This is a genomic window from Novosphingobium sp. BW1 (assembly GCF_008107685.1).
GTDB lineage: Bacteria > Pseudomonadota > Alphaproteobacteria > Sphingomonadales > Sphingomonadaceae > Novosphingobium.
Genome location: NZ_VIRF01000088.1, coordinates 21,731 through 38,594 on the forward strand (window position 1 = coordinate 21,731; position 16,864 = coordinate 38,594).

The following is a 16,864-nucleotide window of genomic DNA, read 5'->3' on the forward strand; positions in this document are numbered from 1 at the left end:
TCGACCGGGGCAGAAGGCCCTCAGGCGGGGGGCTTCTGCCAAGGACGCGCGTCTCCGGGCGCGATTCGCTTGAGGTCTTCCAGGCGCCGTGCCTGGCGGGCCTCGAGCGAAAGCGTCAGCAGCGGTTGCGCGGTCGCGGCGAACTGGCTCGGCGAAACCCCGAACAGATCCGCGAATTCGTGGATCAGGTGACTTTCATCGTAATAGCGCAGCATGATCGCTTCGGCTTCGGAACGGTCACCCACCCCGCGCAGGTGGCTGGCCATGTCGAGCGCGCGCGCACGCCGCAGGACCTGCTTGGGCGGTAGTCCGTAGTCGCGCAAAATCACCCGTTCCAGCCGCCGCCGATCCACCCCGCATTCCCGCGCGGCCTGTGCCACCGTCATTGATGGCGTGCGGTAGGCCAGTTGCTCGAACTGGACCGAGATCGGGTCGGGCACGGCGCCCCCTGTTTCCTCCACCCGTTCGCGAAACAGGTCTTCCAAGGCTCGCGCCCAGTCCTCGGGAGTACCCTCAGGCGCGAAGCGGGCGAGAAGTTCGTCTTCGGGAAGACCCAGGTCGCCGGTGCGCACCAGCCGGTTGACGATCTCGCCCAGCGGTACGCCTTTGAGTGCCGTGCTGGCTCCGGGCCGGATTGCCACTCCGATGTTGGTGAAGCTCCCCGAAACCCGTATCGGCATCGGATGGGTCTGCGGGCCGAACAGGCAGGCCGAGCGTTCCGCCTCTTCCCAGCCATTCGCGGTCTTCGCGGCCCAGCGCCCCGCAAGCTGCAAGCGCAGGCACGCGATGTCGTTAAACTGGCTGCATTTGAGGGTGTAGCCTTCAGGAAGATCGACCTTGCTGATGTAGATCCGGCCGATCCACGGCGCAACATCGCGCGAGGGCGCGCGATTGTAGGACAGCGGCTGTCCGGTAGGTGTGGTCCCGAACTCGGGAACGATAAGGGGGTCGAAGGCGGGAGCCTTTTTCTGCATCAATTCCAACTCTTGTAGTCTGCTCCCTTTCGTTCGGCGTAGTCGGTGATTTGCGAAGCGACAAGCGTCAATCGCGCGGGGACGGTTGCACCATGGTCTTGACCTGGCCGGGATGCTGGGAGAACAGGGCAGCCATGACGATCGAACAGGACCTCGCCCTTGCCCTGCGCCTTGCCGATGCGGCTGGCGAGGCTATTCGCCCCTATTTCCGTGCTGCCAATCTCGACACCGAGAAGAAAGGTGATGCCTCGCCCGTAACCGTGGCAGACCGCGCCGCAGAAGAGGCTATGCGCGAAATTTTGCGGGTCGAAGTGCCCGAGGATGGCATCACCGGTGAGGAATTCGGCACCGAGAAGGGCACCTCGCGGCGCGAATGGGTGCTCGATCCTATCGACGGTACGGTGTCTTTCGTGGTGGGACGCCCGATTTTCGGCACGCTGATTGCGCTGCTTGTCGATGGCTGGCCGGTGCTGGGGGTGATCGACCAGCCGATCTTGGGCGAGCGCTGGGTGGGCGCGAGCGGGCGCGCGACCACCTTCAACGGAAAGCCCATCGAAACGCGCCGCTGCCGCAAACTCTCGGATGCGGTACTGGCAACGACGGGTCCGCACTATTTCGACAACCACCAGGGCGAGCACTTCATGGCGCTCGCCGCCAAGACCGACCACAAGCGCATGGTCATGGGCGGGGATTGCTACAACTACGGCCTGCTTGCCTCGGGCCATATCGACTTGGTCTGCGAGGCGGGTCTCAAGCTTTACGACTGGGCCGCGCTCGTCCCCATCGTCGAGGGTGCAGGCGGCATGATGTGCGACTGGAACGGCGATCCTTTGCACGCGGCTTCGGAAGGGCACGTGCTGGCGCTAGGCGACCCGGCACGCATGGAAGACGTGGTTGAGGCGATGGTTTGCAACCATTGAGTTTGCGCCGCCGGGCGGCGTGCACGGGAGTTCGGGGGTGAACGCGCCGCGCCGCTTCTTCTTCTACGGGACGCTGCTTGCGGGCATGGATATTGCTCTCACCCGCCGGGTCCATGGCCACCTTCTGGCGCTGGGGCCTGCGCAGGTGCGCGGGCGCCTTGTTGCGATCCCCGACCCCGACGGGTGGTATCCCGCGCTTCTGTCCGGAGAGGGGCGCGTTGCAGGGATGCTCTACGCGGCTCGGCCCTCCTTCTCACGTGCGACGTTGGACGAACTCGACGCTTACGAAGGCGGTTGTTCCCGGGCGCATGGGGCGGGCGAGTACCGGCGCGTGGCGATCGGTGTACGGTTGGACGATGGTCGGTGCCGGGCCGCGCAGGCCTATCTCTATGCCCGTCCGCTGCCGCGCGGGAGCCGGGAACTGCCCGGCGGGGATTTCGTGAGCTGGCTTGTGGGCACCGGGGCCTCACCCTTTCGGCAGGCGTGATGCCTCTGGCCACTTGTATTCACAAGGTGAGCCTCCATACCTGCGCGCAGGATGAGGATCGGGGTACGAATCGCAGCTGCGGCCTATAGTGTACCCGCAGCCGAGCGCGCGCCGTAAACTCACCTGGAAGAGGCTTTCGCACGCACCCTGGCGCGCGACAGGTGCGCCGATAGCCCGGGGCAGGCGGACGGCTGGCGCGCGCTGCCCGCAAGGGCGGACCGGTAGGGCGGCGTGGGGGCGCGCTGGCAGGTGCGCGGCCAGACCCGCTTTGCCTGATCGCTGGACTATTCCGACCAAACGCAGGCGGCGCTTGAGGTGGGGGAGCGGATGCTTGCGCGGATGGCGCAGGCGGGCCTGACGGGCACCGCGCTTGAAGCCGCGCTCACAGCGGCGAAGCGGGCGGCCAACCATGCGGCCACGCACTTGCCCGAGCACAGTCCGCTACAGACCCTGGCGCTGGGACAGGTAGAGGAGGTCTGGGCTCTCGCGCAGGACGTCGCGCAGCGGCTCGAGCCCCGGCTGCTCGACGCCACCGCCAGCCGCGGCGATCTGGTCCGTTTCGCACCAACTTTTGCGCCACGCTTTGCGGTTGGAGCGGACCTGGCCTTGCGGACGGGGCGTGAGGAGGCCGGGTTCCGCTACCTCCAGCTTGCCAACATGTCCGACATCGTGGCGGTGACTCGCGAAGTGGCCCCGAAGGCGCGGCGCAGCCTGGGAACTGGGCGGCGATGGTCCTGGTCAGCCACTGAGGGGCTTGCCTTCTGTGCCGTTGGCCGGTAATGGGCCGCCCTTCAATCGACACGGTTGAGTCTTTCACAAAGAGATTCGCGGGTCGGCCTGGCGACAAGGGCTGCCAGGGTCGACCGAACGTGTCCCTGTAAAGGAGACGAAAATGCCCAAGTTGAAGACGAAGAGCGGCGTCAAGAAGCGCTTCAAGCTCACCGCCACCGGCAAGGTGAAGCATGGCGTTGCTGGCAAGCGCCACCGCCTGATCAGCCACAACGGCAAGTACATCCGCCAGAATCGCGGCACCGAGGTCATTTCCGACGCCGATGCCAAGACGATCAAGAAGTGGGCGCCCTACGGGCTCAACTGAGGAGTACTGACCAATGAGCCGTATCAAGCGTGGTGTTACCACCCGTGCCAAGCACAAGCGTATTCTGGATCAGGCCAAGGGTTACCGCGGCCGTCGCAAGAACACGATCCGCGTTGCCCGTCAGGCCGTCGAAAAGGCTGGCCAGTACGCGTACCGTGACCGCAAGGTCAAGAAGCGCAACTTCCGTGCGCTGTGGATCCAGCGCATCAATGCTGCCGTCCGCAACGAAGGTCTGACCTACTCGCAGTTCATGCACGGCGCCAAGCTCGCCGGCATCGAGCTCGACCGCAAGACCATGGCCGACCTCGCCATGAACGAGGGTGCGGTGTTCTCGACTGTGATCGCGCAGGCCAAGGCCGCGCTTCCGGCGTAAGCATCGGATCGGATACGGGGCGGCTCTTCGGGGGCTCCCGTGGACGAAGCGCAAGGGCGCGGGCAACAATGTCCGCGCCCTTTCCTTTTGGGATATACTTATCCTCATTTTAACCCTTGTAACTTTTACTTAACCGTCGGAACTTTCTCGGCTATGGGTCGGGCATGACAGCTCGCTGTAAAGTTACGGCTAATTACTTGGATGTGGTTCCGGAACTGCATCGCTACTTTGCGAGCGTATTCCTGATCGAGATCGACGTTTCCGATGGTGGGATGGTCGAAGACTTTATGTTCCCGGATTGGGCGACCATGCGTTTCAATGCGCAAGGGGTCGTAGGGGGCACCACCCGTTCGGGTGAGGCGCTGCCCGGTTCGCGCTTCGTGGTGTCCGGCGCGCGTTCTCAGGAAGCCTATGTGCGGACCGGCAGCGTGCGGCAATGGGGTGTCTTGATCCACCCGCTAGGCTGGGCGCTGCTCGTGGGCAAGCCTGCGCGCGATTACGCCAACCGCCTTGTGGACGGGATGGCCGATCCTGCCTTCGAACGGTTTCGTCCCCTGGCCGACAGGCTCGCATCGGATGCGTTCGATCCGAAGGGCGAACTGTGCCGGATCACTGAATTCTTCATGGGGCTGGAGCCGATCGACGACCCGGCCGCAAGCACCATTGCAGCGGCTTACGAGGCGATCCTGGATCCTGAGGTGTGCAGCGTGGAGGACCTTGCCGAACGGGCCGGTGTCGCGCGCCGCACGTTGGAGCGGCTGTGCCAGCGCGCCTTCGGTTTTCCGCCCAAGCTCCTGCTGCGCCGCCAGCGCTTCCTGCGCAGTCTTGCGCATTTTGCTGCCGACCCTTCGCTAAAATGGATCGAGGCGCTCGATCCGGGCTACTGCGACCAAGCCCAGTTCGTGCGCGACTTTCGCGAGTTCATGGGCATGACGCCTTCCGAATACAGCCATCGTTCCAAGCCTTTCGTCGATGCCGTGCTCAAGGAGCGGGCGCGCTACATGGTGGAGCAAGTCGGCCCACGCGGCGCCACGCGTTCGCTGGTCGCCTGATCGGCGGGCGCTCCATCGTTGCGCTTCGCCGGAGAGGCTCCTAAAGGACCCCGCTCAGGACATTGACCAAAGAACAGGCAGAACTCGACGTGGACTACGCAGCAACAGGCCAGGACGCCCTTTCGCGCATCGAAGGGGCCGGGGATCTCGATACGCTGGAAGCCCTGCGCGTCGAGTTCCTGGGAAAGCAGGGCTCGATCTCGGGCCTGCTTAAGACCCTGGGCAAGATGACCCCGGACGAGCGCAAGGAAGAGGGCCCCAAGATTCACGCCCTGCGCGAGAGCGTGACGGCTGCCATCGCCACGCGCAAGGACGCACTCGAGAGCGCCGCGCTTGAAGCGCGCCTCGCCGCCGAGACGATCGACCTCTCGCTTCCCGCGCCCGAAACCCCGCGTGGGTCCGTCCACCCGATCTCGCAGGTCATGGACGAACTGGCCGAAGTCTTCGCAGACCTGGGCTTTGCCGTCGCGACTGGTCCCGAGATCGAGGACGACTGGCACAACTTCACCGCGCTCAATATGCCCGAGACGCACCCCGCGCGCGCGATGCACGATACTTTCTACTTCCCCGACCGGGACGAGAAGGGCCGCGAGATGCTGCTGCGCACGCACACCTCGCCCGTGCAGATCCGCTCGATGATCGAGAATGGCGCGCCGATCCGTATTATCGCGCCGGGCCGCGTCTACCGCTCGGACAGCGACGCAACACACACGCCGATGTTCCATCAGGTTGAAGGTCTGGTCATCGACAAGGGCATTCACCTTGGTCATCTCAAGTGGACGCTGGAGACCTTCCTCAAGGCCTACTTCGAGCGTGACGACATCGTCCTGCGCCTTCGCCCCAGCTACTTCCCCTTCACCGAACCTTCGGTGGAAGTGGACGTGGGCTACAGCCAGGAGAACGGACGCCGCGTGGTTGGTGGCTCGGGCGATGCGCCGGGCCACGCCTGGATGGAAGTGCTCGGCTCGGGTATGGTCAATCGCCGCGTCATCGAAGCGGCCGGGCTCGACCCCGACGAATGGCAGGGCTTTGCCTTTGGCACCGGCGTCGACCGCCTCGCCATGCTCAAGTACGGCATGGATGACCTGCGGGCCTTCTTCGATGGCGATGTGCGCTGGCTTTCGCATTACGGTTTTTCCGCCATGGACGTGCCGACCCTCTCGGGTGGCGTCGGCACCCCGGCCTGAGCGGAAAAAGAGGACTAGATACGATGAAATTCTCGCTTTCCTGGCTCAAGCAGTACCTTGAGACCGACGCCGGCATCGAGGATGTCGCCGCCACCCTCAACCGCATCGGCATTGAGGTCGAGGGCATCGAGGATCCGGCCGAGAAGCTTGCCGGCTTCCGCGTTGCCAAGGTCCTGACCGCGGCCAAGCACCCGGATGCGGACAAGCTGCAGGTCCTCTCGGTCGACACGGGCGAAGGGGATCCGCTGCAGGTCGTGTGCGGCGCGCCCAATGCGCGCGCAGGGATGCTGGGCGTGCTCGGCCTTCCCGGCGCCAGCGTACCGGCCAATGGCATGGTGCTAAAGAAGTCGGCCATCCGCGGCGTCGAATCGAACGGCATGATGTGCTCGGTGCGCGAGCTGGAACTGGGCGATGCGCATGAAGGCATCATCGAGCTTCCCGAGGATGCGCCGGTGGGCATGGCCTTTGCCGAGTACCACGGCGCCGATCCGGTCATCGACGTCTCGATCACGCCCAACCGTCCCGACTGCATGGGTGTCTACGGCATCGCGCGCGACCTCGCCGCAGCCGGTCTCGGGACGCTCAAGGCCATCGAGGCCGACGAAGTGGCTGGCACCTTTCCTTGCCCTGTCGAGATTCGCATCGAGGACGCCGAGGGTTGCCCGGCATATCTTGGCCGCGTCATCAAGGGCGTCAAGAACGGCCCTTCGCCGCAGTGGCTGCAGGACTGTCTCAAGGCCGCGGGTCAGCGCCCGATCTCCGCGCTCGTTGATGCCACCAATTTCGTGATGCTGGCCTATGGCCGCCCGGCCCACGCCTATGACCTCGCGAGGCTGACCGGGGTGGTCACCGCGCGCCGCGCCGCCGAGGGCGAGAAGGCCACCGCGCTGAACGAGAAGGAATACACCCTCGATTCCAGCATGACCGTGATCGCCGACGAAGCCGGTGTGCACGATATTGCGGGCATCATGGGCGGCGCGCACTCGGGCTGCGAGGAGGCGACCACTGACGTTCTCCTCGAGATCGCCTACTTCGATCCGCAGCGCATCGCGCTTACGGGCCGTGCGCTCAACCTGACCTCGGACGCACGTGCGCGCTTCGAGCGTGGCATCGATCCGGCCTTCCTCGACACCGGCCTCCATATCCTGACCCAGCTGATCCAGTCGCTGTGTGGCGGCGAGGTTTCCGAGGTCGTACGCGTGGGCGCTGCGCCCGCAACCCCCAAGATTATCCACTTCGACCCGGCGCTCACTGCTGATCTCGGCGGTGTGGTCATCGCGCCCGAGCAGCAGCAGGCGATCCTGGAAAGTCTCGGGTTTTCGATCGTTGCCGAAGAGTCGGGACACGACAAGGGCTGGGCCGTTACCGTGCCGGGCTGGCGCCCGGACGTCGATGGTGCCCCCGACATCGTCGAGGAAGTCGTGCGCATCTTCGGCCTTGATAACATCGAGAGCGTGGCCCTGCCGCGCGCCGATGGCGTTGCCCTTCCCACCGCGACCCCGGCGCAGCAGCTGGAGCGCCGGGTGCGCCGCGCTGCGGCTGCGCGCGGTCTCAACGAGGCGGTGACCTGGTCGTTCCTGCCGCAGGCAGAAGCCGAGGCCTTTGCGGGCGAGGCGCAGCTGTGGGTGCTGGCCAACCCGATCAGCGAAGATCTCAAGGCCATGCGCCCCTCGCTGCTGCCCGGCCTCATCTCGGCTGTCAAGCGCAATCTGGATCGTGGATCTTCCTCGCTGCGCCTGTTCGAGCTGGGCCGCCGGTACCTGCGCGGCAAGGGCGGGGCGAGCGATGAGAAGATGACGCTGGGCGTCGTGCTTGCGGGCGACAAGACCCCGCGTGGCTGGGCCACCGGGAAGGCCGTCGCCTTCGACGCTTACGACGCCAAGGCCGAAGCCATGGCGCTGCTCGCCGAAGCGGGCGCTCCGGCCGAGAAGCTGCAGATCATGGGCCAGGCAGGCCCTCAGTTCCACCCCGGCCAGTCGGCAACCCTGCGCCTGGGGCCCAAAAACGTGCTCGCGCGCTTTGGCATGCTGCATCCGGCCCTTGCCAAGCAATTCGATATCGCGGGTAGCGTGGTTCTCGTCGAGATCTTCCTCGATGCGATCCCGGGCAAGAAGGGCGCGGCAAGCTTTACCCGCACCTCCTACACCCCGCCCGCGCTTCAGTCGGTGACGCGCGACTTCGCTTTCCTTGTCCCCGCCGAGCTTCCCGCCGCCGACTTGGTGCGCATGGTGCAGGGCGCAGACAAAGCGAACATCGTTGCTGCCCGCCTGTTCGACGATTTCCGCGGCCAGGGCGTGCCCGAAGGCCAGAAGTCGCTCGCTCTTGAAGTCACGCTCCAGCCGCTTGAAAAGAGCTACAAGGAGGCCGATCTCAAGGCGATCAGCGAGAAGTTGACGCAGGCCGCCGCCAAGCTCGGAGCCACGCTGCGCGGCTGACGCGCGGCGAGGCAACGAACGGACAGGAGACGCACGCGTGTCGGACAGCGAACTGGTCACTATCCGCTCCGGGGACCTGACGGCCCGGATCAACCCGCTGGGAGCCGAGCTCTGGTCCCTCGTCGATGGCGAGGGCCGTGAGTTCATGACCGACGGCAATCCGGAATTCTGGGGCGGCCACGCGCCGATCCTGTTCCCGATTGTCGGGGGGCTCAACAACGGGCGCTATCGCCTGAACGGCACCGAATACGAATTGCCGCGCCACGGCTTTGCCCGGCACAGCGAATTCGAGGTGCTGATCGCCGAGGAGGAACGCGTGATGTTCAGCCTCGGGGCGAGCGAGGCGACCCGCGCGGTCTACCCCTTCGAGTTCAAGCTCAACGTCAACTTCCGGCTCATCGAAAAGAAGCTGGTGATTGGTGCGGGTGTGCAGAACTGCGGCGAGGTGCCGATGCCTTTCAGCATCGGTTTCCACCCGGCGTTCGCCTGGCCGCTCCCTGGCGCGGGCGCCAAGGAAGACCACAAGATCGTCTTCTCCGAGGACGAGCCGCACCGCATCCGCCGTCTCGATCCCGACACCGGCCTGCTGCTCGCAGACCGCAAGCACTCGCCGATCAAGGGCAATTCCTTCGTGCCGCGCGCCGAATTGTTCGAGGCCGACGCACTGATCTGGGACAAGCTCAACAGCCGCGTGGTCAAGTTCGGTCCGACCAACGGCCCGCGCATTGCGATCAAGAGCCCAGCACTCCCCATGCTCGGCATCTGGCAGAAGCCCGGCGCGGACTTCCTGTGCATCGAACCCTGGCAGGGGATTGCCGACCCGGTCGGCTTTGAAGGCGATTTTCGCGAGAAACCGGGCGTGGTCTCGGTGCCGGCGGGTCAGACGCGGTTCTTCGAATTGCACATCGCGGTTCTCGACGCGGGCTGATGCGTTGCGCGCGGGAGTGCTTTTCCGCGCGCGATGAGGTACTTGGGGGGCACGGCCTCTTGAATTGGCGGGCCGCCTGACGAATTTTAGCGCCCCATACGTCCCAAGGAGATCCCCATGAAGACTGCCCTCGTTACCGGAGCAACCTCGGGGATTGGCGCGGACACGGCGCGGGCGCTGGTCAAGGCGGGGTGGCGCGTGGTGGCGACGGGCCGCCGCGCCGACCGTCTGGCCGATCTGGTCAAGGAACTGGGCGCAGACAACGTCCATGCCTGTGCCTTCGATGTCTGCGATGAGGCCGCGCGCGACGAGGCGCTGGCGCTGCTGCCCGCCGATTTCGGCCAGATCGATTGCCTCGTGAATAACGCCGGTCTCGCGCTGGGTACCAGCCCGGCGCAGGAGAGCGACCTCGCGCAGTGGAAGACCATGATCGACACCAACGTCACCGCGCTGGTCTCGCTCACCCACAAGCTTCTGCCGATGTTGATCGCGCGCAAGGGAGTGATCGTGAACCTGGCCTCGGTTGCGGCGACCTATCCCTACACCGGGGGCAACGTCTACGGCGGGACCAAGGCTTTCGTGCGCCAGTTCTCGCTGGGCCTGCGCTCGGACCTTGCAGGCACGGGCGTTCGCGTCACCTCGATCGAGCCGGGCATGGTGGAGACTGAGTTCACCGTCGTACGGACCGGCGGCAACCAGCAGGCCTCGGACGATCTCTACCAGGGCGCGAACCCGATGACGGGCGCGGACATTGCCGAGACGATCCTGTGGGTCGCGAGCCTGCCTGCGCACCTCAACATCAACACGCTCGAACTGATGCCCGTCAGTCAGTCCTTCGCGGGCTTCAAGGTCGCGCGGGAAGAGGGCTGATCCGCCCCAGCTTTTGAGCGGGCGGGAGCCTCTCGCCCGCTTTCTTGGCTGTCCCGGCGTTGCGATACCCGAACAGGGCGCGTAAAGGCCCGCCCATGAGCAATTCACGCCGCACCTTCGCGATTATCTCGCACCCCGACGCGGGTAAGACCACGCTGACCGAAAAGCTGCTGCTGCAAGGCGGCGCGATCCACCTTGCAGGCCAGGTCAAGGCGCGCGGCGCAGCGCGCCGGGCGCGTTCGGACTGGATGAAGATCGAGCAGCAGCGCGGCATCTCGGTGACGAGCTCGGTGATGACTTTCGAGCGCACCGACGCGAATGGCGGGACGGTGACCTTCAACCTGCTCGACACCCCGGGCCACGAGGACTTCTCGGAAGACACTTACCGCACGCTGACCGCCGTCGATTCGGCGATCATGGTGATCGACGCGGCCAAGGGCATCGAGCCCCAGACCCGCAAGCTGTTCGAGGTGTGCCGCCTGCGTTCGGTGCCGATCATCACCTTCATCAACAAGGTCGACCGCGAAGGCCGGGCCTGCTTCGACCTGCTCGACGAAGTGGCTGACATGCTCGCGCTCGATGTGTGCCCGATGTCCTGGCCGGTCGGCATGGGTGGCCTGTTCCAGGGCATCTACGACATCGAGAGCGGCAAGGTCAGCCGCCCCGAAGGCCCCAGCAAGGAGTTCCTGGGCAAGATCGACGAGAATGTCGAACTACCCGAAGAGGTCGCCGAGGAAATGGAGTTGGCCCAGGTCGGCTATCCCGATTTCGATCTTGAGGCGTACCGCGCGGGCGACCTGACCCCGGTCTACTTCGGTTCCGCGCTCAAGAACTTTGGCGTTACCGAGTTGATCGAAGCCATTTCGCAGTACGCCCCGCCGCCGCGTCCCCAGCCGAGCGAGGAAGGCCCCGTCGATCCCGAGACACCGGAAGTCACCGGCTTCATTTTCAAGGTCCAGGCCAACATGGACCCAATGCACCGTGACCGCATTGCGTTTATGCGTCTTGCCTCGGGCACTTTCAAGCGGGGCATGAAGCTGACGCCGTCCGGGCTGGGCAAGGCCATCGCCGTGCACTCGCCGATCATGTTCTTCGCGCAGGACCGCGAGATCGCCGACACCGCCGAGCCGGGCGACATTATCGGCATTCCCAACCACGGTACCCTGCGCGTGGGGGACACGCTGAGCGAGAAGAACAAGATCCGCTACATCGGCCTGCCCAATTTCGCCCCGGAGATCCTGCGCCGCGTGGCGCTCAAGGATCCGACCAAGACAAAGCAGCTGCGAAAGGCGCTCGACGATCTTTCCGAAGAAGGCGTGATCCAGGTGTTCTACCCCGAGATCGGCGCGCAGTGGATCGTGGGCGTTGTGGGCCAGCTCCAGCTCGAAGTGCTGATCTCGCGCCTTGAGGCAGAATACAAGGTCGAGGCCATGCTCGAGGCCTCGCCCTTCGACACCGCGCGCTGGATCAAGGGCTCCGACAAGGCGCTCGACGAGTTCGAGAGCTTCAACAAGATGAACCTGGCGCGTGACCGCGACGGGGACCTTGTTTTCATGGCGCGCTCGGCCTGGGACGTGAACTACCAGCAGGAGCGCAACCCGGAGTTGACCTTCAGCGCGACCAAGGAGCGCTGAGGGCGGAACTCAAGCCCTTCCCGAGGCTTGCTTAAAGAGAGGTCTTGCAAGCGGGCGTGCTGTTCCTGGCTTGCCAAGGCCTGTCTGATGCCGGGAAGGGAGCCTTCGTGCCGCTCACGTTTGCCAGCTATAACATCCACAAGGCTGTCGGTCTCGACCGTCGGCGCGACCACGAGCGGATCCTGCGAATTTTGCTGGAAGTCGATGCTGACATTGTCGCGCTGCAAGAGGTGGACCGCCGTTTCGGGCGGCGCATGGCCGCGCTTCCGCTCGATGCCATTCACGCCGCGACCGACTATACGCCGGTTCCGCTTTCGATGAAGCCCGACAGCCTGGGCTGGCACGGCAATGCGCTGTTGGTGCGCAAGGGGATCGAACTGCTGGAGGCCGCGCCGGTCGACTTGCCCGTGCTGGAGCCGCGCGGCGCAGTGCGCGCCGATCTTGCGGTGGAAGGGCGCAGGGTGCGCGTGGTCGGCATGCACCTTGATCTTTCGGGGTTGCGCCGGCGCCAGCAGGTGCGCCGCGTACTCCATCACATCGCGCAGTGCCGCGAGAAATGTCCAACTGTATTGCTCGGAGATTTCAACGAGTGGTCGCAGAAGGGCTGTTTTCGCGAGTTCGGTCATGATTGGCGGGTGTTGGCACCTGGCCGGAGTTTTCCCTCCCGCAGGCCGATAGCTCAGTTGGATCGCATCATTATATCCGAAGGGTGGGAACTTCGTGGAACAAATGTCCATCGCAGTGCGCTTACCGCGATAGGATCTGACCATCTGCCTGTATTTGCTGCGCTTGACTTGCCTAAAATTTAGGCAGCTGCACAGGAATCGGGCTTTGCGCCAGTCGAAAATAGCGTTGCCGGTGCGTTAAGCGGCGTAAATCTCCGAATAGGTGATTTGGCATAGAACTTGCTGATCTGTTTTTAGCCGGCGTGGGGCCGGTAGCAAACAGGGGACAGGCATGAAGTTCATCATAGCCATCATCAAGCCCTTCAAACTCGACGAAGTTCGGGAAGCGCTTGGCGCGATCGGGGTCGCGGGCATGACCGTTTCCGAAGTGAAGGGGTTCGGGCGCCAGAAGGGGCAGACCGAAATCTACCGTGGGGCCGAATACTCCACCAACATGCTGCCGAAGGTGAAGATCGAAGTGGCCGCGCCGGACGAACTGGCGCCCAAGATCGTCGAAACCATCCAGCAGGTCGCCAGTACCGAGGCCATCGGTGACGGAAAGATCTTCGTTCTCGACCTCGCGTCCGCCGTGCGCATCCGCACCGGCGAGGCCGGCGATACGGCGCTTTGAGGAGGCTAACCAACATGAACCGCACGATTCTCGGCGGCGCAGGCGCTCTTACCGCGTCGCTGTTCGCTGCTATGCCCGCCTTCGCGCAGGAAGCTGCCGTGGCAGCGCCTGTGCCCAATCCCGGCAACAACGCCTGGATGATGACCTCGACGGTCCTCGTCCTGCTCATGATCCTGCCGGGCCTGGCCCTGTTCTACGGCGGCCTTACCCGTTCCAAGAACATGCTCTCGACCATGACCCAGGTTGGTGCCGCGGCCGCGCTCGCGATGCTCATCTGGGTGATCTACGGCTACTCGACCGCGTTCGGTCCGGAAGGCAACGCCTTCTTCAGCTGGGGCAACCTGTTCCTGTCGGCGACCACGCCCGACAGCACTGCGGCCACGTTCTCGGACGAGGTCATCAGCGAATACGTCTTCATCAGCTTCCAGATGACCTTCGCAGCGATCACCGCCGCGCTGGTATTCGGTGCGACCGTTGAGCGCATGAAGTTCTCGGCGGCCATGGTCTTTGTGGCCGTGTGGCTGACGATCGTCTACTTCCCGATCGCGCACATGGTCTGGTGGGATGGCGGACTGCTGTTCGACAGGGGCGCACTCGACTTTGCGGGCGGTACCGTGGTCCACATCAACGCAGGCGTCTCGGCGCTTGTTGCGTGCATCATTCTGGGCAAGCGCAAGGGCTATCCCAGCGAACCGATGCCCCCGCACTCGCTGACGCTGACCATGGTCGGCACTGGCCTTCTGTGGGTGGGCTGGTTCGGCTTTAACGCTGGTTCCGAGCTCGAAGCTGATGGCACCGCAGGCCTTGCCATGATCAATACTTTCGTTGCAACCGCATCGGCGGGCCTGTTCTGGATGCTTGCCGAGCGTCTGGCCGGGCACAAGGGTTCGGCCCTGGGCTTCTGCTCGGGTATCATCGCGGGTCTTGTTGCGGTGACCCCGGCAGCCGGGAACTCGGGCCCGTTCGGTGCCATTGTGCTGGGCGCGATTGCCTCGATTATCTGCTTCTTCATGGTCTCGAAGGTGAAGCCGGCGCTTGGCTACGACGACTCGCTCGACGCTTTCGGCATCCACGGCGTGGGCGGCATCATCGGCGCCATCGGTACCGGCTTCGTCTACCAGCCGAGCCTGGGTGGCCCCGGTGACGGTTCGACTGCGATGATGGCCCAGGTCATCATCCAGATCGAAGCTGTCCTGATCTCGCTCGTCTGGGCGGGTGTGGGCACCGTTATCGCCATCTTCGTCGCCAAGCTGGTCACCGGCCTGCGCGTCAGCGAAGAGGTGGAGCACGAAGGTCTCGACATCGGCGAGCACGGCGAGCGCGCCTACAACTGATCTTACCGAATTGGCTGCGGCGGCGCAGGCCGTCGCCGCAGCCTCACTATGTTCCTCCTGCGAACACAACCTTTCCGGGCCGGACGCGTATGCGCCGGCCCTTTTTTCATCTGGTTTTCCGAGAATTCAGCGTGGATTGACGCATGTTGTGCAGTCCCTAAGCTGCCCTGATCGGGCCAAGGCCAAGCAGGATGGGGAACTGCCATGAAATTCGTGACCGCCGTGATCAAACCGCTCAAGTTCACTGAAGTGAAAGCCGCGCTCGACAAGGCCGGGGTGTCCGGTCTCACGGTTTCCGAGGTGAGCGGGGTCGGGCGTCAGAAGGGGCAGACGGAAGTCTACCGCGGGGCCGAGTACACCTCGAACATGCTGCCCAAGGTCAAGCTGGAGATTGCGGTGTCGGATGCGTTTGCCGACACGGTTATCGGCGTCTTGCGGGAGGCGGCGAGCACGGGTGAGATCGGCGACGGCAAGGTCTTTGTGTTCGACCTCGCCGAAGTGCTGCGTGTGCGCACGGGCGAGCAGGGCGATCTCGCGCTCTGAGCTGCCGTCAGGTTTCAGGAAGGCGGACAGTCACAAGGATGATGCCCGAGTGCCACAGCCCTCAGGCTCTCCGAACTGTCTAGCCACCGTCCGAGCGCTCCCTCGGTGTCAGGAGGCGAGGGAGTCGATTCTAGGGGGCAAGGAGCGATCGCCCCTTGAAGTTGCTTTCTGAGAATCCCTGGACGAACTCCGTCAGCCTTTCGCGCTGGCTGCCAGCACGTCGACGATCTGGCGGATTGGCGAGATGTCATAGCCTGCTGCGGCGGCCTGTGCGGCGATGACGCCAGGATTGTCACCCGACTTTGCACGGGCGAGCGACCACAGGAGGGTCGAGCGAGTGCCCGAGCGGCAGTAGCCCAGGGCCGGGCCTTCGCTGCTTTCAAGTGCGGCGATCATGGCATCGACCTGGCCTTCGCTGAAACCACCGTGGGTGATCGGAATGGCCGTGTAGGCGATGCCCGCTTCCTTCGCTGCCGCTTCGATCTCGCTGCCGGGCGTCTGGTCGTCGCTTTCGCCTTCGGGGCGGTTGTTGACAATCAGCGTGATGCCCAATGCCTTTGCCTCGGCAATCGCGGACGCGTCGATCTGCGGGCTGGCGTACATGGAATCGGTAATTTTGGCGAACATGGATTCGAGCCTCCGGCCGGCGTTTTGCGCCTCGTAAGACGCGGAAATGATTCGCCCATCAAACGTGAGTCAGGGCTTCTGGCAAGCCCCAATTTCGCGCTCAAACGGCTCAGACTGTCGGTGCCGGACCGAATTGGCGTGTAATTCCGTTCGCTATCGGGCCAAGACTCGTGTATGAATCCTAAATCGCAGCAGAGCGATTGCGGAAATCGCAGGTAACTCTGGCTGACTCTCGGCACGGTTCGTCCACGTGTACGGGTGACTGCTTACTAGGACGCATCGAAGGTACGTTCGTAAACATGGGTTTTGATAGAGGTCGTCGCGGAAGGGGACGCGACAAGCGGGATCGGTTCGGAGAGGACGAATTTGATCCCTTCTTTGCCGGACAGGACCGTTTCGGCGGTGGTGACCGTTTCGGCGGGGGCGACCGCTTTGGAGGCGGTGGTGATCGCTTCGGCGGTGGCGGCGGCGGTTTCGATGACCGCGGTGGCGCGCGCAGCGGCGGTGGCGGCTTCGGCGGCGGCGCACCGCGTGGCGGCGGCGGTGGTGGCCGTGGTGGCGGCATGCCCGCACAGGTCGTCGGCCAGGGCCGCGGCGTCGTCAAGTTCTTCAACGCCTCGAAGGGTTTTGGCTTCATCCAGCGCGATGAAGGCGGGGACGATGTCTTCGTACACATCAGCGCGGTGGAGCGTGCAGGCCTTGAAGGTCTCGCCGAAGGCCAGCAGCTTGAGTTCCAGCTCGTCGATCGTGGCGGCAAGGTCTCGGCCAGCGATCTCTCGGTCGTGGGCGACGTGATCCCGGTCCAGAAGCGCGATGCTGCGCCCCAGCGTCAGCTGACGGGCGAAAAAGCTACGGGGACGGTCAAGTTCTTCAACTCGATGAAGGGCTTCGGCTTCATTACCCGCGATGATGGTCAGCAGGATGCCTTCGTGCACATCAGTGCCGTGGAACGTTCCGGCATGACCGGCCTCAATGAGGGCGACCGTTTGGAATTCGACATCGAGGTCGATCGACGAGGCAAGTACTCGGCGGTCAACCTGACGCCGCTCCAGGGTTGATCCCGGCGGGTAGGTCCCCGGTTATTTGACCGGGGGGCTGCAAAAGCCTA

At 64.3% G+C, this 16,864-nt stretch carries 18 protein-coding genes; 16 read left to right on the top strand and 2 right to left on the bottom strand.

Features of this window, described 5'->3' with window-relative positions; translation table 11 throughout:
- Nucleotides 1-20: 20 nt before the first annotated feature.
- A complete protein-coding gene (locus FMM79_RS16425) occupies nt 21-974 on the bottom strand; it encodes a helix-turn-helix domain-containing protein (RefSeq protein WP_371710949.1) in 954 nt (317 codons plus the stop codon).
- Between the two features lie 134 nt (nt 975-1,108).
- Here FMM79_RS16425 and hisN point away from each other — a divergent pair, with 134 nt between their 5' ends.
- The 15 genes from hisN to FMM79_RS16500 all read left to right on the top strand — a co-directional run bounded on the left by hisN (nt 1,109) and on the right by FMM79_RS16500 (nt 15,129).
- Nucleotides 1,109-1,894, top strand: a complete 786-nt coding sequence (gene hisN, locus FMM79_RS16430; RefSeq protein ID WP_148628531.1) for a histidinol-phosphatase — start codon at nt 1,109-1,111, stop codon at nt 1,892-1,894.
- 37 nt (nt 1,895-1,931) lie between these two features.
- A complete protein-coding gene (locus tag FMM79_RS16435; RefSeq protein ID WP_162528534.1) occupies nt 1,932-2,381 on the top strand; it encodes a gamma-glutamylcyclotransferase in 450 nt (149 codons plus the stop codon).
- 327 nt (nt 2,382-2,708) lie between these two features.
- The gene (locus FMM79_RS21270) at nt 2,709-3,161 is read left to right on the top strand and encodes a hypothetical protein (protein ID WP_153269332.1); all 453 of its coding nucleotides are present in this window, start codon (nt 2,709-2,711) and stop codon (nt 3,159-3,161) included.
- A 112-nt stretch (nt 3,162-3,273) separates the two neighbouring features.
- The gene (gene rpmI, locus FMM79_RS16445; protein ID WP_007012839.1) at nt 3,274-3,477 is read left to right on the top strand and encodes a 50S ribosomal protein L35; all 204 of its coding nucleotides are present in this window, start codon (nt 3,274-3,276) and stop codon (nt 3,475-3,477) included.
- A gap of 13 nt (nt 3,478-3,490) precedes the next feature.
- On the top strand, nt 3,491-3,850 hold the full coding sequence (gene rplT, locus FMM79_RS16450) for a 50S ribosomal protein L20 (RefSeq protein ID WP_039389117.1): 360 nt from the start codon (nt 3,491-3,493) through the stop codon (nt 3,848-3,850).
- Nucleotides 3,851-4,053: 203 nt separating this feature from the next.
- Entirely contained in the window at nt 4,054-4,902 is an 849-nt protein-coding gene (locus FMM79_RS16455) for an AraC family transcriptional regulator (RefSeq protein ID WP_240339273.1), read from the top strand.
- An 89-nt stretch (nt 4,903-4,991) separates the two neighbouring features.
- Nucleotides 4,992-6,089 carry a phenylalanine--tRNA ligase subunit alpha gene (gene pheS, locus FMM79_RS16460; RefSeq protein WP_148628607.1) on the top strand — a complete coding sequence of 366 codons (1,098 nt, stop codon included), beginning with the start codon at nt 4,992-4,994 and terminating at the stop codon, nt 6,087-6,089.
- Nucleotides 6,090-6,112: 23 nt separating this feature from the next.
- The gene (gene pheT, locus FMM79_RS16465; RefSeq protein ID WP_148628534.1) at nt 6,113-8,524 is read left to right on the top strand and encodes a phenylalanine--tRNA ligase subunit beta; all 2,412 of its coding nucleotides are present in this window, start codon (nt 6,113-6,115) and stop codon (nt 8,522-8,524) included.
- A gap of 37 nt (nt 8,525-8,561) precedes the next feature.
- Nucleotides 8,562-9,452, top strand: coding sequence for an aldose 1-epimerase family protein (locus tag FMM79_RS16470; protein ID WP_148628535.1), 891 nt, complete (start codon nt 8,562-8,564; stop codon nt 9,450-9,452).
- A 117-nt stretch (nt 9,453-9,569) separates the two neighbouring features.
- Nucleotides 9,570-10,322 (top strand): SDR family NAD(P)-dependent oxidoreductase, encoded by a 753-nt coding sequence (locus FMM79_RS16475; protein WP_148628536.1) that lies wholly within the window; start codon nt 9,570-9,572, stop codon nt 10,320-10,322.
- Nucleotides 10,323-10,417: 95 nt separating this feature from the next.
- Complete coding sequence (locus tag FMM79_RS16480) at nt 10,418-11,956, top strand: peptide chain release factor 3 (RefSeq protein WP_148628537.1); 1,539 nt, start codon at nt 10,418-10,420, stop codon at nt 11,954-11,956.
- 107 nt (nt 11,957-12,063) lie between these two features.
- Nucleotides 12,064-12,765: an endonuclease/exonuclease/phosphatase family protein gene (locus FMM79_RS16485; RefSeq protein WP_148628608.1), complete on the top strand. Its 702-nt coding sequence runs from the start codon at nt 12,064-12,066 to the stop codon at nt 12,763-12,765.
- Nucleotides 12,766-12,913: 148 nt separating this feature from the next.
- Nucleotides 12,914-13,252 carry a P-II family nitrogen regulator gene (locus FMM79_RS16490; RefSeq protein WP_039389106.1) on the top strand — a complete coding sequence of 113 codons (339 nt, stop codon included), beginning with the start codon at nt 12,914-12,916 and terminating at the stop codon, nt 13,250-13,252.
- A 14-nt stretch (nt 13,253-13,266) separates the two neighbouring features.
- A complete protein-coding gene (locus tag FMM79_RS16495; RefSeq protein WP_148628538.1) occupies nt 13,267-14,586 on the top strand; it encodes an ammonium transporter in 1,320 nt (439 codons plus the stop codon).
- A 204-nt stretch (nt 14,587-14,790) separates the two neighbouring features.
- Nucleotides 14,791-15,129 (top strand): P-II family nitrogen regulator, encoded by a 339-nt coding sequence (locus FMM79_RS16500; protein ID WP_148628539.1) that lies wholly within the window; start codon nt 14,791-14,793, stop codon nt 15,127-15,129.
- 192 nt (nt 15,130-15,321) lie between these two features.
- On the opposite strand, the gene FMM79_RS16505 is transcribed toward FMM79_RS16500, so the two are convergent.
- The gene (locus FMM79_RS16505) at nt 15,322-15,756 is read right to left on the bottom strand and encodes a TIGR01244 family sulfur transferase (RefSeq protein WP_148628540.1); all 435 of its coding nucleotides are present in this window, start codon (nt 15,754-15,756) and stop codon (nt 15,322-15,324) included.
- 299 nt (nt 15,757-16,055) lie between these two features.
- On the opposite strand from FMM79_RS16505, the gene FMM79_RS22125 reads away from it, so the two are divergent.
- Nucleotides 16,056-16,814, top strand: coding sequence for a cold-shock protein (locus tag FMM79_RS22125; protein ID WP_148628541.1), 759 nt, complete (start codon nt 16,056-16,058; stop codon nt 16,812-16,814).
- Nucleotides 16,815-16,864 lie beyond the last annotated feature (50 nt).